Annotated in this window: 16 protein-coding genes and 1 pseudogene; 13 read left to right on the forward strand and 4 right to left on the reverse strand. The window is 53.0% G+C overall.

What is annotated here, in order from left to right:
- The 6 genes and pseudogenes from ebgA to FDW94_RS19400 all read left to right on the forward strand — a co-directional run.
- Nucleotides 1–949, forward strand: a pseudogene (ebgA, locus tag FDW94_RS24550) (beta-galactosidase subunit alpha); the annotation flags it as partial.
- Nucleotides 946–1,395 (forward strand): beta-galactosidase subunit beta, encoded by a 450-nt coding sequence (locus FDW94_RS19380; RefSeq protein ID WP_003828536.1) that lies wholly within the window; start codon nt 946–948, stop codon nt 1,393–1,395. The pseudogene ebgA and the gene FDW94_RS19380, both read left to right, overlap by 4 nt.
- Nucleotides 1,396–1,460: 65 nt before the next feature.
- A complete protein-coding gene (locus FDW94_RS19385) occupies nt 1,461–2,894 on the forward strand; it encodes an amino acid permease (protein ID WP_003828538.1) in 1,434 nt (477 codons plus the stop codon).
- 207 nt (nt 2,895–3,101) lie between these two features.
- On the forward strand, nt 3,102–4,163 hold the full coding sequence (gene ygjJ, locus FDW94_RS19390; protein WP_057067543.1) for a protein YgjJ: 1,062 nt from the start codon (nt 3,102–3,104) through the stop codon (nt 4,161–4,163).
- Between the two features lie 16 nt (nt 4,164–4,179).
- Nucleotides 4,180–6,531, forward strand: coding sequence for an alpha-glucosidase (gene ygjK, locus FDW94_RS19395; RefSeq protein ID WP_137378108.1), 2,352 nt, complete (start codon nt 4,180–4,182; stop codon nt 6,529–6,531).
- Between the two features lie 229 nt (nt 6,532–6,760).
- A complete protein-coding gene (locus FDW94_RS19400) occupies nt 6,761–8,779 on the forward strand; it encodes an NADPH-dependent 2,4-dienoyl-CoA reductase (protein ID WP_137378109.1) in 2,019 nt (672 codons plus the stop codon).
- Nucleotides 8,780–8,832: 53 nt separating this feature from the next.
- On the opposite strand, the gene rlmG is transcribed toward FDW94_RS19400, so the two are convergent.
- On the reverse strand, nt 8,833–9,969 hold the full coding sequence (rlmG, locus tag FDW94_RS19405; protein WP_008785866.1) for a 23S rRNA (guanine(1835)-N(2))-methyltransferase RlmG: 1,137 nt from the start codon (nt 9,967–9,969) through the stop codon (nt 8,833–8,835).
- Between the two features lie 82 nt (nt 9,970–10,051).
- On the opposite strand from rlmG, the gene FDW94_RS19410 reads away from it, so the two are divergent.
- The 4 genes from FDW94_RS19410 (at nt 10,052) to sstT (ending at nt 14,350) form a co-directional block, all read left to right on the forward strand.
- Nucleotides 10,052–10,552 carry a M48 family metallopeptidase gene (locus FDW94_RS19410; RefSeq protein ID WP_137378110.1) on the forward strand — a complete coding sequence of 167 codons (501 nt, stop codon included), beginning with the start codon at nt 10,052–10,054 and terminating at the stop codon, nt 10,550–10,552.
- A gap of 72 nt (nt 10,553–10,624) precedes the next feature.
- Complete coding sequence (locus FDW94_RS19415) at nt 10,625–11,623, forward strand: Gfo/Idh/MocA family oxidoreductase (RefSeq protein ID WP_137378111.1); 999 nt, start codon at nt 10,625–10,627, stop codon at nt 11,621–11,623.
- A gap of 271 nt (nt 11,624–11,894) precedes the next feature.
- Nucleotides 11,895–12,863, forward strand: a complete 969-nt coding sequence (locus tag FDW94_RS19420) for a TerC family protein (RefSeq protein WP_048216385.1) — start codon at nt 11,895–11,897, stop codon at nt 12,861–12,863.
- A 242-nt stretch (nt 12,864–13,105) separates the two neighbouring features.
- A complete protein-coding gene (gene sstT, locus FDW94_RS19425; RefSeq protein WP_103284687.1) occupies nt 13,106–14,350 on the forward strand; it encodes a serine/threonine transporter SstT in 1,245 nt (414 codons plus the stop codon).
- A 16-nt stretch (nt 14,351–14,366) separates the two neighbouring features.
- Here sstT and FDW94_RS19430 read toward each other — a convergent pair whose 3' ends face one another.
- From FDW94_RS19430 to uxaC, 3 genes are all read right to left on the reverse strand, one after another.
- Nucleotides 14,367–14,921, reverse strand: a complete 555-nt coding sequence (locus FDW94_RS19430; protein WP_032945077.1) for a YgjV family protein — start codon at nt 14,919–14,921, stop codon at nt 14,367–14,369.
- Nucleotides 14,922–15,059: 138 nt separating this feature from the next.
- Complete coding sequence (locus FDW94_RS19435) at nt 15,060–16,547, reverse strand: altronate dehydratase family protein (RefSeq protein WP_137378112.1); 1,488 nt, start codon at nt 16,545–16,547, stop codon at nt 15,060–15,062.
- 15 nt (nt 16,548–16,562) lie between these two features.
- Nucleotides 16,563–17,975 carry a glucuronate isomerase gene (gene uxaC, locus FDW94_RS19440; RefSeq protein ID WP_032945079.1) on the reverse strand — a complete coding sequence of 471 codons (1,413 nt, stop codon included), beginning with the start codon at nt 17,973–17,975 and terminating at the stop codon, nt 16,563–16,565.
- Between the two features lie 472 nt (nt 17,976–18,447).
- Here uxaC and FDW94_RS19445 point away from each other — a divergent pair, with 472 nt between their 5' ends.
- The 3 genes from FDW94_RS19445 (at nt 18,448) to yqjA (ending at nt 21,671) form a co-directional block, all read left to right on the forward strand.
- Complete coding sequence (locus FDW94_RS19445) at nt 18,448–19,749, forward strand: MFS transporter (RefSeq protein ID WP_048215487.1); 1,302 nt, start codon at nt 18,448–18,450, stop codon at nt 19,747–19,749.
- 134 nt (nt 19,750–19,883) lie between these two features.
- Nucleotides 19,884–20,660, forward strand: a complete 777-nt coding sequence (gene exuR, locus FDW94_RS19450; protein WP_003828559.1) for a transcriptional regulator ExuR — start codon at nt 19,884–19,886, stop codon at nt 20,658–20,660.
- Between the two features lie 348 nt (nt 20,661–21,008).
- Nucleotides 21,009–21,671, forward strand: coding sequence for a DedA family general envelope maintenance protein YqjA (gene yqjA, locus FDW94_RS19455; protein WP_003828561.1), 663 nt, complete (start codon nt 21,009–21,011; stop codon nt 21,669–21,671).
- The last annotated feature ends 15 nt before the right edge of the window (nt 21,672–21,686 follow it).

Here is a 21,686-nt window from a genome sequence, read left to right on the forward strand (position 1 = left end):
CCCTCTGACGCTGGAAGACAGCCGCCAGAGCTGCACCGTTCGCGGTTATAACTTCCATCTGACCTTCTCAAAGCTGACCGGTAAACCGATCGCCTGGAACGTCAATGGCGAAGAGCTGATTACCCGCGAGCCGAAGATTAATTTCTTCAAACCGACCATTGATAACCACAAGCAAGAGTTCGAAGGCCTCTGGCAGCCGAATCATTTACAGATTATGCAGGAGCATCTGCGCGAGTTTACCCTTGAGCAAACCGATGATGCGCTGCTGATAACCAGCCAGACCATTATCGCCCCGCCGGTATTCGATTTCGGTATGCGCTGCACCTATCGCTGGCGCATTGCCGCGGACGGTCAGCTGAATGTGGAACTTTCTGGCCAGCCTTACGGCGAGTACCGGGACATTATTCCGTGCATCGGTTTCACGATGGGCATCAACGGTGATTTGGGCCAGGTGGCGTATTACGGACGTGGTCCCGGTGAAAACTATGCCGATAGCCAGCAGGCCAACATCATCGACATCTGGCGCAGCAGCGTGGATGAGATGTTCGAAAATTATCCTTTCCCGCAAAACAACGGCAATCGTCAGGACGTGCGCTGGGCAACACTAACCAACCGCCACGGCAACGGTCTGCTGGTGGTTCCGCAGCGCACTGTCAACCTGAGCGCCTGGCGCTATACGTCAGAAAATATCTTTGCCGCACAACACTGCAACGCGCTACAGCGTAGCGATGACATCACCCTGAATCTGGACCACCAGTTGCTGGGCTTAGGTTCCAACTCGTGGGGAAGTGAAGTACTCGATTCCTGGCGCGTCTGGTTTACGTCATTCAGCTACGGCTTCACGTTGTTGCCGTTTTCCGGCAGCGAATCTGGCGCTCAAACCACCGCCAACCGCGCCTTTGGCACCGGGTTCTTTTCCACGAATATGCACAGCGAGAATACAAAATGAGGATCATCGACAACTTAGAGCAGTTCCAGCAACGCTATGCTTCAGGTCGGAAATGGCAACGCTGCGTCGAGGCTATTGAAAATATTGACAATATTCAGCCAGGCGTCGCCCACTCTATCGGTGATTCCCTGAGCTACCGCGTGGAGACAGACTCCGCGACCGATGCGCTGTTTACCGGTCATCGTCGTTATTTTGAGATCCATTACTACCTGCAAGGGCAGCAAAAAATAGAGTATGCCGCCAAAGAGGATCTCCAGGTGGTTGAATATTATCGCGATGAAACCGATCGCGAATATCTGAAAGGTTGTGGAAAAACCGTCGAAGTGCACGAAGGACAAATGGTTATTTGTGACAACCATGAAGCCTATCGTTTTATTTGTAATAACGCAGTGAAAAAAGTCGTACTCAAAGTCACCATCGAAGATGGTTATTTTCATAATAAATAAAAACACAGGCGGCGCCGATGTTGCGCCGCCAGTACCCTATAATAATCAGGAATCGGAGATGTGCTATGTCTGATACCAAACGTAATACCATCGGCAAGTTCGGCTTACTTTCACTCACCTTTGCCGCGGTTTATAGTTTTAATAACGTAATCAACAATAATATTGAGCTTGGTCTGGCATCCGCACCGATGTTTTTCCTCGCGACGATTTTCTACTTTATTCCGTTTTGCTTAATCATCGCCGAATTTGTTTCGCTGAATAAAAACTCCGAAGCCGGTGTCTACGCATGGGTAAAAAGTTCGCTGGGTGGACGTTGGGCATTTATTACTGCCTACACCTACTGGTTCGTTAACCTGTTCTTTTTTACCTCGCTTTTGCCCCGCGTTATTGCCTACGCCTCATATGCTTTTTTAGGCTACGAATACATTCTGACACCGTTCGCAACCACCGTGTTAAGTATGGTGCTGTTTGCCTTCTCCACCTGGGTTTCGACCAATGGTGCAAAAATGTTAGGGCCGATTACCTCGGTCACCTCCACGTTGATGCTGCTGCTGACGCTGTCCTATATTTTACTGGCAGGTACGGCGCTGGTTGGCGGCGTACAGCCTGCTGACCCTATCACCGTAGACGCAATGATCCCGAATTTTAACTGGGCCTTCCTCGGTATCACCACCTGGATTTTTATGGCGGCAGGCGGCGCGGAGTCGGTGGCGGTTTACGTCAACGACGTCAAGGGCGGCTCCAAATCGTTCGTGAAGGTCATTATCATTGCCGGAATTTTTATCGGCGTGCTCTATTCCATCTCCTCGGTGTTGATTAACGTCTTCGTCAGCAGCAAAGAGCTGAAGTTTACCGGTGGATCGGTGCAGGTATTCCACGGCCTGGCGGCATATTTCGGCCTGCCGGAGCTGGTCGTTAACCGCTTTGTCGGCCTGGTCTCCTTTACCGCGATGTTCGGCTCCCTGCTGATGTGGACCGCAACGCCGGTGAAGATCTTCTTCTCTGAAATTCCGGCGGGTATTTTCGGTAAAAAAACCGTCGAACTGAATGAAAACGGCGTCCCGGCCCGTGCAGCATGGATCCAGTTCCTGATCGTTATCCCGCTGATGATTATCCCGACGCTCGGCTCCAATACCGTGCAGGATTTAATGAACACCATCATCAACATGACCGCCGCCGCCTCGATGCTGCCGCCGCTGTTTATTATGCTGGCTTACCTGAATCTGCGTGCAAAACTGGACCACTTACCGCGCGACTTCCGTATGGGTTCGCAAAAAACCGGCATTGTTGTGGTGTCGATGCTGATCGTTCTTTTCACCATCGGATTTATTGCCTCTACCTTCCCAACCGGCGGCAATATCATGACCATTATTTTCTATAACGTCGGTGGGATTGTTATTTTCCTCGGTTTTGCCTGGTGGAAATACAGTAAATATATCAAAGGGCTAACCAAAGAAGAAAAAGCTATTGAGGCAGCCCCTGCTTCAGATATCAATTAATGACTAAAATATAATAACAATAAACAATATTCTCCAAGGCTATAACCAAAATAATTCGAGTTGCATGAAGGCGGCAAGTGAGTGAATTCCCAGGAGCATAGATAACTATGTGACTGGGGTGAACGAACGTAGCTAACGCACATGCAGCTTGAAGTATGACGGGTATATAACAATAAAAATTATATTTTATTTGCTTAGGATCGAAGCATGAAAAACATTAGCCATTGTTGCAGGGCAATTATTGCCCTGCCCTTTTTTTGCGTCTCCTCTCTGGGTGCAGAAGAAGTTCGCCCTGCAGAACACGACGACACGAAAACGCCAGAAATATCTTCCCCCTCATTTCGCTTTTATGGCGAATTGGGCGTGGGGGGATATATGGATTTAGAAGGACAAGACAAACATAAATACAGTGATGGTACCTATATAGAAGGTGGCCTGGAGATAAAACACGGCTCTTGGTTTGGTCTGATCTACGGCGAGGGCTGGACCGTACAGGCCGACCATCAGGGCAATGCCTGGGTTCCTGACCATAGCTGGGGCGGATTCGAGGGCGGGATCAACCGCTTTTACGGAGGTTATCGTACCAATGACGGAACGGAGCTGATGCTCAGCCTGCGCCAGGACTCTTCGCTGGATGACCTGCAATGGTGGGGGGATTTCACTCCAGACCTGGGCTACGTTATTCCCAACACCCGTGACATCATGACTGCCATTAAGGTGCAAAACCTGACCGGTCCTTTGCGCTACAGCGTGACAGCAACACCCGCCGGACACCACGACGAGAGCAAAGCCTGGCTGCACTTTGGTAAATACGATCGCTACGACGATAAATATACCTATCCGGCCATGATGAACGGCTATATCCAGTACGACCTGACTGAAGGCGTAACCTGGATGAACGGCCTGGAGATCACAGATGGTACCGGACAGCTGTTCCTGACCGGCATCCTTTCGCCCAACTTCGCCGCCCGCGCCTGGCACCACACGGGCCGCGCCGACGGGCTGGATGTGTCCGGCACCGAAACCGGCTATATGGTCAGCGCAATGTATGAAGCGCTAAAAGGCGTTTACCTCTCCACTGCTTATAGCTACGCCAAACACCGACCGGATCGCGCCGAGGACGAAACCACTTCCTTTATGCAGTTCGGTATCTGGTATGAATACGGCGGCGGCCGTTTCGCTACCGCCTTCGACAGTCGGTTCTATATGCAGAATGCATCCGGCGACCCGAGCGACCAAATCTTCCTGATGCAATATTTCTATTGGTAACAAGGACCGGAATACCATGAACATGAAACCTATTCTCACGCCGCTGGCCTGTATTCTGCTGATGAACTTCTCCGCACTTGCCGCCAGTGCTAACGACTTTAAAAACATCATTAATCGCACCGGTGCGCCGGGCTACATGCATGACTACGATCACGACGACCACCAGCGCTTTAATCCATTTTTCGATCTTGGCGCCTGGCACGGTCATTTGCTCCCGGACGGCCCTGCAACGATGGGCGGCTTTCCAGGCGTGGCTTTGCTGACCGAAGAATACATCAATTTTATGGCCAACAATTTTGACCGTCTGACGGTGTACCAGCACGGTAAAAAGGTCGATTTCGCGCTTGAGGCCTACAGCATTCCCGGCGCGCTGGTGCAAAAGCTGTCATCTAAGCATGTGCAAATAGAGATGACGCTGCGTTTTGCCAGCCCGCGCACCTCGCTGCTGGAAACCAAAATCACCAGCAACACGCCGCTGGATCTGGTGTGGGACGGCGAGCTGCTGGAGAAACTGGAAGCCAAAGAGGGAAAAGCGCTGTCGGATAAAACCATTGATAGCGAATTCCCTGGCTATCAGCGCAAAATCACCGCCACGCACGACGGTCTGAAAGTCACCTTCGGCAAAGTGCGCTCAACCTGGGATCTGCTCACCTCCGGTGAGTCGGAGTATCAGGTGCATAAATCTGTCGCTATGAAAACCACGGTTAACGGTCATCGCTTTACGGGGAAGGCCCATATCAGTGGTTCGACAACCATTTACACCACCTGGTCTCATCTGCTTACCGCCGAGGATGTGGCGAAAGAGCAGCCGCAGATCCGCGATATTCTGGCGCGCCCGGCCTGGTATCTTGCTGCATCACAAAAGCGCTGGGCAGATTATCTGCAAAAAGGCTTAACCAACCCGGATGCCACAACGGAACAAACCCGGGTCGCGGTAAAAGCTATTGAAACGCTAAACGGCAACTGGCGCTCGCCAGGCGGTGCGGTAAAACACAATACCGTGACGCCATCGGTCACCGGCCGCTGGTTCTCCGGCAACCAAACCTGGCCGTGGGACACCTGGAAGCAGGCCTTCGCTATGGCGCACTTTAACCCGGAGATCGCCAAAGAGAATATTCGCGCCGTCTTTTCATGGCAGATTAAACCCGGTGATCCGGTTCGCCCGCAGGATGCCGGATTCATTCCCGACCTGATTGCCTGGAATCTCAGCCCGGAACGCGGCGGCGACGGCGGTAACTGGAACGAGCGCAACACCAAACCCAGCCTGGCGGCGTGGTCGGTGATGGAGGTCTACAACGTCACCAAAGACAAGGCCTGGCTCGAAGAGATGTATCCAAAGCTGGTTGCGTATCACGACTGGTGGCTGCGTAACCGCGATCATAACGGCAACGGCGTGCCGGAATACGGCGCTACCCGCGATAAAGCCCACAATACTGACCGCGGCGAAATGTTGTTTACGGTGAAAAAAGGCGACAAGGAAGAAACGCTCTCCGGGCTTAACAACTACGCCACCGTGATCGATAAGGGTCAGTATGACAGCCTGGAGATCCCAGCGCAGGTTGCCGCCTCGTGGGAGTCCGGTCGTGACGATGCGGCTGTATTCGGTTTTATCGATAAAGATCAACTGGATAAATACGTCGCGGGCGGTGGAAAACGCAGCGACTGGGTGGTGAAATTTGCCGAAAACCGCAGTAAAGACGGTAATTTGCTGGGTTACTCGCTGTTGCAGGAGTCAGTCGATCAGGCCAGCTACATGTACAGCGACAACCATTATCTGGCGCAGATGGCGACCCTGCTCGGCAAACACCAAGAGGCGCAACGCTATCGCCAGTTGGCGCAAAAACTCGCAGATTACATCAACACCTGCATGTTCGACCCGACAACAAAATTCTATTATGACGTTCGTATTGAGGAGCAACCGCTGGCAAACGGCTGTGCGGGTAAACCGATCGTCGAACGTGGCAAAGGGCCGGAAGGCTGGTCGCCGCTGTTTAACGGCGCAGCAACGCAGCCCCATGCGGACGCGGTGGTTAAGGTGATGCTCGACCCCAAAGAGTTCAACACCTTTGTCCCGCTTGGCACAGCAGCGCTGACCAACCCGGCTTTCGGCGCGGATATCTACTGGCGCGGGCGCGTCTGGGTGGATCAGTTCTGGTTCGGGCTAAAAGGGATGGAGCGTTACGGCTATCGCGATGACGCGTTAAAACTGGCGGATACCTTCTTCAGCCACGCCAAAGGCCTCACCGCTGACGGTCCGATTCAGGAAAACTATAACCCGCTGACCGGCGCACAGCAGGGCGCACCGAATTTCTCCTGGAGCGCGGCGCATCTCTATATGTTGTATAACGATTTTCTTAAAAAACAGTAATCTGTGACATAACGCCGGATGGCGCTTCGCTTATCCGGCCTACAAAGACACATTTTCACAGGCCGGATTAGGTGCTTGCACCGATATCCGGCATATTCGTCCTCTGGCTCCACTCCTTTTTTGAATCCCATCACAATCACGGCATTCCCCTTTTCCCTTTTACGCGGCGACGGCTAAATTATTAACTCATCCGACCACATAACAATAATTTTACATACTGGACACCTTTATGAGCTATCCGTCGCTGTTCGCCCCGCTCGATTTAGGCTTCACCACGCTTAAAAACCGCGTGCTGATGGGTTCAATGCATACCGGGCTGGAAGAGTATCCTGATGGTGCAGAACGGCTGGCCGCGTTCTACGCCGAGCGCGCTCGTCACGGCGTAGCGTTAATTGTGAGCGGAGGTATTGCGCCTGCGCTTTCCGGCGTGGGGATGGAAGGCGGTGCGATGCTGAACGACACCAGCCAGCTTGCTCACCATCGCGTCATTACTGATGCTGTGCATGATGAAGGCGGCAAAATCGCCCTGCAAATCCTGCACACCGGGCGTTACAGCTACCAGCCGCATCTGGTGGCGCCTTCTGCTATTCAGGCACCCATTAACCGCTTTACGCCACATGAATTAACACACGATGAAGTGCTGCAGTTGATTGAAGATTTTGCCCACTGCGCACAGCTGGCGCGGGAAGCGGGCTATGATGGCGTGGAAGTGATGGGGTCGGAAGGGTATCTCATCAACGAATTCCTGACACTGCGTACCAACCAGCGCGATGACCAATGGGGCGGTGAGTATGCCAACCGCATGCGGTTTGCCGTTGAGGTGGTACGAGCGGTACGTCAGCGTGCCGGGAATGACTTTATTATTATCTTCCGCCTGTCGATGCTCGATCTGGTGGAAAACGGCGGAACCTTCGACGAAACCGTTCAGTTGGCGCAGGCTATAGAAGCCGCGGGGGCCACCATTATTAACACCGGTATTGGCTGGCATGAGGCACGTATTCCCACTATCGCTACCCCGGTACCGCGCGGTGCGTTTAGTTGGGTGACGCGTAAGCTGAAAGGGCATGTGACAATCCCACTGGTCACCACCAACCGCATTAACGATCCCCAGGTCGCCGATGACATTCTGGCCCGTGGCGATGCCGATATGGTGTCGATGGCCCGTCCGTTCCTCGCCGATGCCGAACTGCTGTCAAAAGCGCAAACCGGACGAGAGGATGAGATCAACACCTGTATCGGCTGTAACCAGGCCTGTCTGGATCAGATCTTCGTCGGCAAAGTCACCTCTTGCCTGGTCAATCCGCGCGCCTGCCATGAAACCAAAATGCCGATCGTTGCGGCAACTGTGCCGAAAAATCTGGCGGTTGTCGGTGCGGGGCCTGCGGGCCTCGCCTTCGCCATTAATGCCGCAGCGCGCGGGCATCACGTGACGCTGTTTGACGCGCATGACGAGATTGGCGGGCAGTTTAATATCGCCAAACAGATCCCCGGCAAAGAAGAATTTTATGAAACCCTGCGCTACTACCGCCGAATGATCGACGTGACTGGCGTGACCCTGAAGCTGAATCACTTTGTCAGCGCACACGATCTGCACACCTTCGACGAAGTGATCCTTGCCAGTGGGATCGAGCCACGCATGCCGCCGATCGAGGGGATCGATCATCCTAAAGTGCTGAGCTATCTCGACGTGCTGCGCGATAAAACGCCGGTGGGTAAACGCGTGGCGATCGTGGGCTGCGGCGGGATCGGTTTCGATACCGCAATGTATCTGAGTCAGCCGGGTGAACCCACCAGCCAGAACATAGCGGAGTTCTGCGTGGAATGGGGGATCGACACCAGCCTGCAACAGCCAGGCGGCTTACGCCCGGAAGGCCCGCACTTATCCCGCAGCCCTCGCCAGATAGTGATGCTGCAGCGAAAAGCCAGCAAACCGGGACAAGGTTTAGGTAAAACGACGGGCTGGATCCATCGCGCCACCCTGCTCTCACGCGGCGTGAAAATGATCCCGGCAGTCAGCTATCAGAAGATTGATGATGATGGGTTACACGTTGTGTTGAACGGTGAACAGGTGATCTTTAACGTGGATAACGTGGTGATTTGTGCCGGACAAGAGCCGCGCCGTGAGCTGGTCGATCCGCTGCACGCGGCAGGTAAAACGGTGCATCTGATCGGCGGCTGCGATGTGGCGATGGAACTGGATGCCCGACGCGCTATTGCGCAAGGCACCAGGCTGGCACTGGAAATTTAACAGGATGTATTTCGTAGGCCGGATAAGGCGTTAGCCGCATCCGGCACCCGCTATTACCGACGGCGACCGGTTTTGACCGCTTTCAGCACCACGAATTTATTATTGGTAGCGATGGTTACGCAGTTGCCGAAAATCTTCTTCAGCTTGTGGAAGTAGTCGAGGTGACGGTTAGCCACAATATACAGCTCACCGTTGATTTTCAGGCAGCGACGGGCGTGGTGGAACATTTCCCAGGCAATGTTATCCGTCAGCGCGTGCTTCTGGTGGAACGGTGGGTTGCACAGCACAGCGTTAAAGCGGAACGGTTCAACGCCAGACAGCGCGTTGTTAATCATAAACTCACAGCGATCCAGCGCTTCAGGCATGTTACTTTCCACGTTCAGGCGGCTTGAAGCCACCGCCATTGGCGATTCATCAACAAATACCACACTGGCTTCTGGGTTTTTCGCCAGCAGCGTCATACCGATGACGCCGTTGCCGCAGCCGAGATCAACAATCTCCCCTTCGAGGTTTTCCGGCAGATGCTCGATAAAAAAGCGCGCGCCGATATCCAGCCCGGTACGGGAGAAGACGTTGGCGTGGTTATGGATAGTCCAGTCGGTGCCTTCCAGCTTCCAGCTTAGCGTTTGCGAGGCAGCGGCCAGCTCCGGTTTGCTGAACGTACAGTTGATCAATCGGGCTTTTTTCCACGCCAGCGTCGTGGTGGTTGGGCCCAGCACTTTTTCAAACAGTTCCAGCGTCGAGGTATGTACATCACGCGCTTTTGCCCCGGCGATGATGCGCGTTTCTGGCGTTACCACTTCGCGCAGCGCACGCAGTTGCTGCTCCAGCAGCGCCATGGTTTTTGGCAGCTTAATCAGCACCACGCCCGGCGCCTGCGGATAGTCAGCGGTACTGTCGAGGAACTTGACGCTCGACTCGGCAATATCGTTGTGACGCAGGTTCTCGCGCGTGGCAAGCTCGCTGAGATAGGAATCGCCGATGCTGTACGGCGTATGTTCCGCCAGCGCACAGCCCAGCGCGCCGAAGGTATCATTCAGGATCAGCACCGGGCCGCTAATCTCGGTATCGTCCAGCTGTTGCAGCAGATATTCATCTGCAGCTTCCCACGCCAGCAGCGGGTTAACGTCATCCGTTTCCGGGAAACGTTTAAGTGACAGCGAACGGAAACCGTTGTCTATGTGGCTCATCGGCCCTCCTGAATGGTAAAATTTCGGCGTATCCCTGAAAAGGGTGCGTGAGTATACACTTTTATGATTTGCGTGGACATGAATGAACCAACTAACTTACCTCCAGGGCTACCCGGAACATTTGCTTTCTCAAGTGAGAACGCTGATTGCTGAGCAGCGCCTGGGCGCAGTGCTGGAGAAGCGCTATCCGGGTACGCATGACTTCGCGACCGACAAAGCGCTCTGGCAATATACCCAGGATCTGAAAAATCAGTTTCTGCGTAACGCCCCTCCGCTGAATAAAGTCATGTATGACAGCAAGATCCACGTTCTGAAGAATGCGTTGGGGTTGCATACCGCCATCTCTCGCGTGCAGGGCGGTAAGCTCAAAGCCAAAGCGGAGATCCGCGTCGCCACCGTGTTTCGCAGCGCCCCAGAACCCTTTTTACGCATGATCGTCGTTCATGAACTGGCGCATCTGAAGGAAAAAGAGCACGACAAAGCGTTTTACCAGCTTTGCTGTCATATGGAGCCTCAGTATCATCAACTGGAGTTCGATACCCGCCTGTGGTTAACGCAACAATCGTTAAAGCAAACTGCGTAGTCGCGCACTGGCTTTGTCTTCAGGGCATGCTAAATTGACGAAAGAATCCCTTTTCGCAGCCTGAAGGCCTTTATGATACGTTTCGCAGTAATTGGCACAAACTGGATCACCCGCCAGTTTGTCGATGCCGCCCATGAAACCGGCAAGTATAAGTTAACCGCAGTCTATTCCCGTAGCCTTGAGCAGGCACAGACCTTCGCCAACGATTACCCTGTCGAACATCTGTTTACCTCACTGGAAGCGATGGCGCAAAGCGAGGCAATCGACGCTGTCTATATCGCCAGCCCTAACTCCCTGCACTTTCCACAGACCGAGCTGTTTTTGCGGCACAAAAAGCATGTTATTTGCGAAAAGCCGCTGGCCTCCAATCTGGCGCAAGCCGAAGCCGCTATCGCCTGCGCGCGTGAGAATCAGGTCGTGCTGTTTGAAGCGTTTAAAACCGCCTACCTGCCTAATTTCCTGCAGTTACAGCAATCACTACCCAGAGTAGGAAAAATCAGGAAAGCGTTTATCAATTACTGCCAGTACTCCTCGCGTTACCAGCGCTATCTGGACGGTGAAAATCCGAACACGTTTAATCCGGCGTTCTCCAATGGCTCGATTATGGATATCGGTTTTTACTGCCTGGCCTCGGCGGTTGCGCTGTGGGGCGAACCGCTGAGCGTTCAGGCCAGCGCCAGCCTGCTGGAAAGTGGCGTGGATGCCCACGGCGTGGTAGTGCTGAATTACGGTGATTTCAGCGTTACGCTCCAGCACTCAAAAGTAAGCGACTCGGTATTAGCCAGTGAAATTCAGGGCGAGTCGGGATCGCTGGTCATCGAGCATATCTCCGAATGCCAAAAGGTGTGCTTCGTGCCACGCGGGGGGAAAACGCAGGATCTGACGACGCCTCAGCACATCAATACTATGCTGTATGAGGCAGAGGCTTTTGCCCATTTGGTTGAATCCGGCGAAGTGGATCACCCGGCACTGGCCGTCAGCCGTATTACCGCCAAACTGCAAACGGAGATTCGCCGCCAGACCGGCGTGGTTTTCCCGTCAGACGAAGCGGAAACATCGCTGACTGCGTAAAGGTGTGTAAAACGAATGTTGCAGGCCATTGACTGAAAGCATGGCCTGTAATATTTTGTAACCCGCAAAGGGGAGTAACTTCGTTGTCGGTTGATCGTCATTACGATGTGTGAAAAACCACATCCGGTCACCGGGCGATAACAAAGGAATACGCCACCGTATTCCTTTGTTGTTGTAAGTGAGACCTTGCCGAATGGCAAGGTCTATGCATAAAAAGCAGCGGCTAACGTCATTCGGCGTTGGCCGTTTTTTTTATGCATGGGGAAATACAATGAATACTGTCGGCACACCGTTGTTATGGGGTGGCTTCGCTGTCGTAGTGGTAATTATGCTGGCCATCGACCTGCTGTTGCAGGGGCGTCGTGGCGCGCATACGATGTCAATGAAGCAGGCTGCGGCCTGGTCAATCGTCTGGGTAACGCTGTCGTTACTGTTTAACGCTGCCTTCTGGTGGTACCTGGCGGAAACCCAGGGGCGCGCCGTTGCCGACCCACAGGCGCTGGCGTTCCTGACCGGCTATTTGATCGAAAAATCGCTGGCAGTAGATAACGTCTTTGTCTGGTTGATGCTGTTCAGCTACTTCTCCGTGCCGCCTGCGTTGCAGCGTCGGGTACTGGTGTATGGCGTGCTGGGTGCGATTGTGCTGCGTACGATCATGATCTTCGCGGGCAGCTGGCTTATCACCCAGTTTGAGTGGCTGTTGTACGTGTTCGGCGCGTTCCTGTTGTTTACCGGCGTGAAGATGGCGCTGGCGAAAGAAGATGCCTCCGGTATTGGCGACAGACCGTTAGTACGCTGGCTGCGCGGTCATTTGCGCATGACCGATACCATCGAAGATGAAAAATTCTTCGTGCGTAAAAACGGCCTGCTGTTTGTTACGCCGCTGATGCTGGTGTTGATTCTGGTTGAGCTGAGCGATGTGATTTTTGCCGTCGACAGTATTCCGGCTATCTTTGCCGTGACCACCGACCCGTTCATCGTGCTGACCTCGAACCTGTTTGCTATTTTGGGTCTGCGTGCGATGTACTTCCTGCTGGCGGGCGTGGCGGAGCGTTTCTCCATGCTGAAGTACGGCTTGTCGGTCATTCTGGTGTTTATCGGTATTAAGATGCTGATCGTCGATTTTTACCATATCCCGATCGCTATCTCGTTAGGCGTGGTATTTGGCATTCTGTTTGTGACGCTGGTTGTTAACGCGTGGGTCAACCACCAGCACGATAAAAAGCAGCAAATACAGTAAGTTTCATCTGCTAGCTGAAAAGCCCGACAGCACACTGCGTGCGTCGGGCTTTTTGTTTATCATGTCAAAATAATGTTAAGTTAAAGTTATAAAATATGATCTCAACGCGGAATCCAGGATATTTCGCTTCCCGAACCGCGTTCTTTCCTTATACTCAGCCATGCAAACATTTGCCCGATCCTGAAAGATGCGTCAACAGAACGCACAAAGGTAAGGCAACAACACAATGAAAGGATTACTACATGACTACGCAACGTTCATCGGGGCTACTCTCGCGTTTGGCGCAAGGGAGCCTGGTTAAACAAATTTTGATCGGTTTGGTACTGGGGATTTTACTGGCACTGGTGTCAAAACCTGCGGCTGAAGCCGTTGGTTTGCTGGGTACGCTGTTCGTCGGCGCATTAAAAGCCGTCGCGCCAATTCTGGTTCTGATGCTGGTGATGGCTTCTATCGCCAACCACCAGCACGGGCAAAAAACCAATATCCGCCCCATTCTGTTCCTCTACCTGCTCGGAACATTTTCAGCGGCATTAACCGCCGTTGTCTTCAGCTTTGCTTTCCCATCAACACTGCATCTTTCCAGCAGCGCGGGGGATATCGTACCGCCGTCCGGGATTGTTGAAGTGATGCGCGGCCTGCTGATGAGCATGGTTTCTAACCCAGTTGATGCCCTGCTTAACGCTAACTATATCGGTATTCTGGTATGGGCCGTTGGTCTGGGCTTTGCACTGCGCCACGGCAATGAAACGACCAAAAATCTGGTCAATGATATGTCCAATGCCGTCACCTTTATGGTGAAGTTGGTCATTCGTTTCGCACCGATCGGTATCTTCGGCCTGGTCTCCTCTACGCTGGCAACCACCGGTTTCGCAACGCTTTGGGGCTACGCCCAACTGCTGACCGTACTGGTAGGCTGTATGCTGCTGGTGGCGTTTGTGGTCAACCCACTGCTGGTCTTCTGGAAAATTCGCCGTAACCCGTATCCGCTGGTGCTGGCCTGTCTGCGTGAAAGTGGCGTGTATGCCTTCTTTACCCGCAGTTCGGCGGCAAATATTCCGGTGAACATGGCACTGTGTGAGAAACTGAATCTGGATCGTGATACCTATTCGGTGTCTATCCCGCTGGGCGCCACCATCAATATGGCGGGCGCGGCGATCACCATTACCGTACTGACGCTGGCGGCGGTGAATACGCTGGGTGTTCCGGTTGATTTACCGACTGCGCTGTTACTGAGCGTGGTGGCTTCGCTGTGTGCCTGTGGTGCATCGGGCGTGGCGGGCGGTTCTCTGCTGCTGATCCCGCTGGCGTGCAACATGTTCGGTATCCCGAATGACATCGCCATGCAGGTTGTTGCCGTTGGCTTTATCATCGGCGTATTGCAGGACTCATGTGAAACGGCGTTGAACTCTTCTACAGACGTCCTGTTTACCGCTGCAGCCTGCCAGGCAGAAGACGAGCGTCTGGCAAATAACGCCCTGCGCGGATAATCTCTACGCCCCTCCGTCATCGGGCGGAGGGGTTCTTTTCTTGTACGCTTTTTTCAAGTTTGAACGGATCAATTCCGCGTTTTTGCATTCGCCGGAAGCGAATAATATTCAGGCCGTTCATCACCAGAAAACTCCCTTCGATCATCGTCCCACCAATCGATCCCAGCCAGAAATTATGGATAACCCAACAGGCAGTTGCGCACCACATGACGCAGCGCACGGTTAACCCTTTGCAGCGGAACAGCGCCCAGGTACTGGCCAGCGTGCCAATTATCGGCAACAGCTCCATCGCATGCTGTAATTTCGCCAGCCCGAGAACCAGGGTGAGGACAATAAAAACGGTCATTACCCACAGTTTGCGGGTATGCATTGAGACAAGTGTGCGGATGGTGTTGAGTTCTGCGCTCATTCCCGCAGGCCAGGCCCCCATCAGGAAAAAATGCACGCCGATGGTGGCGCTATAGACGGCGAGTTGCAGCCGGAACCGGCGCTCATCGCGATTGAAAAAGGTGGTAATACCGATCAGAAAGGCGATGACACCTACGCCCTGGGCCAGCCAATACGCGGTCATGCAAGCAACCCCAATTCTATCTCGTAGGCCGGATTAGGCGAGTTCGCCGCCATCCGGCAACGGTTTGTGCCTGATGGCGCTGCGCTTATCAGGCCTACGGTTTGCGCAGACCTGCATGCAGGTACCATCAGGTATTTACTACAACGTTACGCCGCTTTTAAATATCGCTAACTCTCTAAAATCATTCCGCTCGTTGCAGGTTTGCTTGCCGTTGGCGAACTCGACGATGGTATCGACAAATTCTTCCAGTAACTGCGGCATCGCTTTGCCGTGGATCAACTGTCCAGCGTCAAAGTCGATCCAGTGCTTTTTCTTCGCCGCCAGCTCGCTGTTGGTAGCAATTTTCACCGTCGGCACAAAACCACCGTACGGCGTACCGCGACCGGTACTGAACAGCACCATATGACAGCCCGCGCCCGCCAGGGCACTGGTCGCCACCGCATCGTTACCCGGTGCGCTCAGCAGGTTCAGACCATGCGTCTTCAGACGTTCGCCGTAGCGCAGTACGTCCACCACCTGGCTGGAGCCTGCTTTTTGCGTGCAGCCGAGAGATTTATCTTCCAGCGTGGTGATACCGCCCGCTTTGTTGCCCGGCGATGGGTTCTCGTAGATCGGCTGGTCGTGAGCAATGAAGTACTGCTTGAAGTCATTGACCATGGTGACCAGCTTGCCGAACGTTTCTTCATCGCGGCAGTGGTCCATCAGCAGTTGCTCGGCGCCGAACATTTCCGGTACTTCGGTCAGTACGGTGGTGCCGCCGTTGGCAATCACGTAGTCAGAAAAACGCCCCAGCATCGGGTTGGCGGTAATACCGGACAGGCCGTCAGAGCCGCCGCATTCCAGACCAAACTTCAGCTCACCCAGTTTACCCGGCTCACGCTTATCGTTACGCATCACGTTGTACAACTGGTGAAGATGTTCAATCCCCGCTTCCACTTCGTCTTCCTGATGTTGGCAGACCATGAAGTGAACGCGCTCAGGATCGTACTCGCCTAAAGTTTCGCGGAAGGCATCAACCTGGTTGTTTTCACAACCAAGGCCAACCACCAGCACCGCACCCGCATTCGGGTGACGCACCATGTTTTGCAGCATAGTGCGGGTGTTAATGTGGTCGTCGCCGAGCTGTGAACAGCCGTAGGTGTGGCTGAAGAGATGTACGCCGTCGATTCCTTCGGCATCGTTAGTCTCTTTCAGAAAACGGTTCTGCATCTGGCGCGCCATGGCGTTAACACAGCCAACCGTCGGTAGGATCCACAGTTCGTTGCGCACGCCAACATCGCCGTTGGCACGACGGTAGATCTGCACATCGCGATCCGCCGGTTGTGCAACTTCCGCCTGAAAATCAGGGTGGTAGCTATACGTGTCCAGGTCGCTCAGATTAGTGCGCGTGTTGTGAGCATGAATATGCTCACCCGCCGCAACGTCCACCAGCGTATGACCAATTGGCAAACCGTATTTAATGACGTTTTCGCCTTTCGCAATATCACGTAAAGCGAATTTGTGGCCACGAGAGACCGCCTGACGCAGGGTTACCGCCTGCCCATCAACGGCGACTTCGGTTCCTTCAGCCAAATCAGCGAGCGCTACCGCGACGTTATCCAGCGCATGGATCTTGATGTATTGCATACCTTCACCCGGGCCTTAGTTCAGTTCAATGGCGAAGTAATCACGCGCATTGTTAAAGCAAATATTTCTGACCATTTCACCCAGCAACTGGATATCTGCCGGTGCCTCACCTGCAGCAACCCAACGGCCAATCATCTGGCACAGAATGCGACGGAAGTATTCATGGCGCGTGTATGACAGGAAGCTACGGCTATCGGTCAGCATGCCGACGAAACGGCTCAGCAGGCCGAGCTGGGCCAGCTGCGTCATCTGACGTTCCATCCCGTCTTTCTGATCGTTGAACCACCAGCCGGAACCGAACTGCATCTTGCCCGGCATACCTTCGCCCTGGAAGTTGCCGATCATGGTGCCCAGCACTTCGTTATCACGCGGGTTCAGGCAGTAGAGAATGGTTTTCGGCAGCAGGTTCTGTTCGTTCTGCTTGCTCAGCAGTTTGGACAGTTCTTCAGCCATCGGACGGTCATTGATGGAGTCGAAGCCAACATCCGCGCCCAACAGTTTGAACTGGCGCAGGTTGTTATTACGCAGCGCGCCGATGTGGTACTGCTGTACCCATTCGCGACGAGCATATTCCGCACCAAGGAACACCAGCACGGCGGTTTTAAACTGGGCAATTTCATGCTCACTCAGGGTTTCACCCGCCAGGCGACGCGCCAGAATGCTATCCAGTTCAGATTCGTTAGATTCGGCAAACAGCACCACGTCCAGCGCGTGGTCAGAAACTTTACAGCCGTGAGCCGCGAAGTGATCCAGACGTTTGGTCAGTGCAGCTTGCAGATCGCTGAATCGGCGGATATCCGTGTCAGACACTTCACCGAGCTTCGCCATGTAGTCATTAAAGGTCGCCAGCTCAATGTTAAAGGCTTTATCCGGACGCCAGCTCGGCAGCACTTTCACATCAAAGCTTCCGTCTTTAGCAACGGCCGCATGATGCTCCAGAGAGTCGATCGGGTCATCGGTAGTGCCGACCATTTTCACATTCATCTGCTGCATGATGCCGCGCGCGGAGAATTTATCCTGCGCCAGCAGCTCGTTGCATTGGTTCCAGATTTCATCAGCAGTCGCAGGAGAAAGCAGCTTACCTGTAATACCAAACGGGCGACGTAATTCGAGGTGGGTCCAGTGGTACAGCGGGTTACCGATAGTGTGCGGAACCGTGGCGGCCCATGCGTCAAACTTCTCGCGATCGGACGCATCGCCGGTACACAAGCGCTCAGCGACGCCGTTGGTACGCATCGCACGCCATTTGTAGTGATCACCCTTCAGCCAGATGTCATACAGGTTATTAAAACGGTAGTTTTCAGCGATTTGTTGCGGTGGTAAATGGCAGTGGTAATCGAAGATCGGCTGGTCTTTGGCGTAATCATGGTACAGACGGCGGGCAAATTCGGTGTCCAGCAGGAAATCTTCAGTCATAAACGGGGTCATTATCGTCTTCCTCTCAACGAGTGCGTCAGATTGCTTATGTTTTGATGTTGACAAAGTTATCACACCAATTTCCATACACTGAAGATATTTTCGTGAGTTAGATCAACAAATGGTGACAAAAAAATTACTCTCAAAGAGGTAAATCACGCGTCAAGCCGCGCCAGTGCTGGCTTTGCTGAATCGAAATAATGACCACACGAAGATTCACACTTTTGTGATGGCACTCACCTTTTAAAGCTGTATGACAAGTTATCTTTTGGCCGTCGCGATACATAAGCCGACGGAATGCAAATTACCGATGTATCACCATCGGATTGACCGGTACGGAAACCGAATTAGCACAATTATTGACATGGCAAAGTTCGGGGAGTACCGGCTTTTTTTTCGGTCCCCCCTCGTAAAAGAACATCCTCCGCCCTGAACTGGAAGATGACCGCTCGTTCGCGGACATAACAAAACGATGAGGTTTTACATGCGTAAAATTAAAGGGTTACGTTGGTACATGATTGCACTGGTGACGCTTGGCACCGTGCTGGGTTACCTGACACGTAACACTGTGGCGGCAGCTGCGCCAACTCTGATGGAAGAGTTACACATCTCCACTCAACAGTATTCCTATATCATCGCAGCGTATTCTGCTGCTTACACCGTAATGCAACCCGTTGCCGGCTACGTGCTCGATGTGCTCGGCACAAAAGTTGGTTACGCGATGTTCGCCGTTCTGTGGGCCGTCTTCTGTGGCGCGACCGCACTGGCTGGCAGTTGGGGTGGACTAGCGCTGGCGCGTGGCGCGGTAGGTGCCGCTGAAGCCGCAATGATCCCTGCGGGTTTGAAAGCCAGTTCTGAGTGGTTCCCGGCAAAAGAACGTTCAATTGCCGTTGGGTACTTTAACGTCGGCTCTTCTATCGGTGCGATGATTGCTCCGCCGCTGGTCGTCTGGGCAATCGTCATGCACAGCTGGCAGATGGCATTCATTATTTCCGGTGCGCTGAGCTTCATCTGGGCGATGTGCTGGCTTGTGTTCTACAAACACCCGCGCGACCAGAAAAAGCTGTCTGATGAAGAACGTGATTACATTCTGAATGGTCAGGAATCACAGCATAAAAACAACACCTCGAAAAAAATGTCGCTCGGTCAGATCCTGCGTAACCGCCAGTTCTGGGGCATCGCACTGCCGCGTTTCCTGGCAGAGCCGGCCTGGGGTACCTTCAACGCCTGGATCCCGCTGTTCATGTTTAAAGTCTATGGCTTTAACCTGAAAGAGATTGCGATGTTTGCCTGGATGCCGATGCTGTTTGCTGACCTGGGCTGTATCGTTGGGGGCTACTTACCGCCGCTGTTCCAGCGCTGGTTCGGCGTTAACCTGATCGTTTCACGTAAAATGGTCGTCACCATGGGCGCATTGCTGATGATTGGCCCAGGGATGATTGGTCTGTTCACCAGCCCGTACATTGCTATCGCCCTGCTGTGCGTTGGCGGCTTTGCTCACCAGGCGCTGTCCGGTGCTCTGATTACGCTTTCTTCTGACGTATTTGGTCGTAATGAAGTGGCAACGGCAAACGGCCTGACCGGTATGTCCGCCTGGCTTGCAAGTACGCTGTTTGCACTGGTTGTTGGCGCACTGGCTGACACTATCGGCTTTAGCCCGCTGTTCGCCGTACTGGCGGTATTCGACCTGCTCGGCGCACTCGTTATCTGGACGGTCTTGCAAAACAAATCGGCCAGCGAGGTCGACTCGGGATCACAGACTGGCGATCCCGCTCCGCAAAATTAACCCGCTGTTTTTCATCAAGGGTATATAATGCGAAGCCGCCAGTTATCTGGCGGCTTTTTTATCGCCGCGAGTGGAGCAGTAATCGCAAAAGTGGTATAACAAATATAGTCTGCCGTATCATGCCTGGAGCGCATATGGAAATCACCGAACCACGACGTTTGTACCAACAACTTGCAGCTGATCTGAAAGAACGCATTGAGCAAGGCGTCTATCTGGTGGGTGACAAACTCCCTGCCGAGCGCTTTATCGCCGATGAAAAAAATGTCAGCCGTACCGTGGTTCGTGAAGCAATTATCATGCTCGAGGTAGAGGGTTACGTTGAGGTGCGCAAAGGATCGGGGATCCACGTCATTTCCAACCAACCCAGACATTATGTTGCGCCAGATGAAAACCTGGAATTTGCCAGCTACGGTCCTTTCGAGCTGCTCCAGGCGCGTCAGCTCATTGAGAGTAACATTGCCGAGTTTGCCGCCACCCAGGTGACCAAACAGGACATCATGAAGCTGATGGAGATTCAGGAGAAATCACGTAACGAAAAAAGCTTTCGTGACTCCGAGTGGGATCTCCAGTTCCATGTGCAGGTCGCCCTGGCAACGCAGAACTCGGCTCTGGCCGCGATTGTTGAAAAAATGTGGACTCAGCGTATTCACAACCCCTACTGGAAGAAATTGCACGACCACATCGACCTGCGCACGGTTGATAACTGGTGTGATGACCATGACCAGATCCTTCGGGCGCTGATTCGCAAAGATCCTCATGCCGCCAAACTGGCGATGTGGCAGCATCTTGAGAACACGAAGCAGATGCTGTTTAACGAAACCAGCGATGATTTTGAGTTCAATGCGGACCGTTATCTATTTACCGAAAATCCGGTCGTTCACCTCGATACAGCTGCTAACAGCGCAAAATAAACAATCTTATCAATGCAGGCGCGACCACGCGCCTGTTTCTGACACTTGGTAAGCGTTAGGTATAAAGTGTCAGCCTGTGTAAATCCTCTCGCCTCCCTCCATTGCGATAAGCAAAATCACAGTTCAACAACCGTAATTTCTATAACGGACTACGTTGACCTTTGTTACAATTAGATGCTGTTTGAATTTTTGTGTTTAAGAGCTTGCTAACTTCACAACTTTACAGGGAATAGTTCAGGCCGTGAATTTGTATCAAACCGCGAGTCATGTAAAAAATATTAATAAAATCGTGGTGTTACAAAAACCAGAAAACCGGCATGACGACAACCGATTCTCCAGGAATATTGAATGGAACTACTGACTCAATTACTAAATGCTTTATGGGCTCAGGATTTTGAAACGCTGGCCAATCCTTCCATGATTGGCATGCTCTATTTTGTACTCTTTACTATTTTGTTTCTGGAAAACGGACTGCTGCCAGCAGCCTTTTTACCTGGCGACAGTTTGCTGGTACTGGTCGGCGTACTTATTGCCAAAGGCGCAATGGGTTTTCCGCAAACGGTGCTACTACTCACCACCGCAGCCAGCCTCGGTTGCTGGCTCAGCTATATACAAGGTCGATGGTTGGGCAATACCCGCACAGTGCAAAACTGGTTATCTCATCTTCCTGCACATTACCATCAGCGTGCGCATCATCTGTTCCATAAGCATGGCTTGTCTGCGCTGCTGGTCGGTCGCTTTATCGCGTTTGTCAGAACATTACTGCCGACCATCGCAGGATTGTCCGGCCTGAACAATGCGCGCTTTCAGTTCTTCAACTGGATGAGCGGACTGCTTTGGGTCCTTATTCTCACATCGTTGGGCTATCTGCTGGGCAAAACACCGGTGTTTCTCAAATATGAAGATCAACTGATGTCTTGCCTGATGCTGCTTCCTGTGGTGTTACTGGTGTTTGGTCTGGCAGGTTCACTGGTTGTTCTTTGGAAAAAGAAATACGGGAACCGAGGGTAAATTATGCTGAAATCA

Source organism: Citrobacter sp. wls757 (assembly GCF_005280935.1).
GTDB lineage: Bacteria > Pseudomonadota > Gammaproteobacteria > Enterobacterales > Enterobacteriaceae > Citrobacter > Citrobacter portucalensis.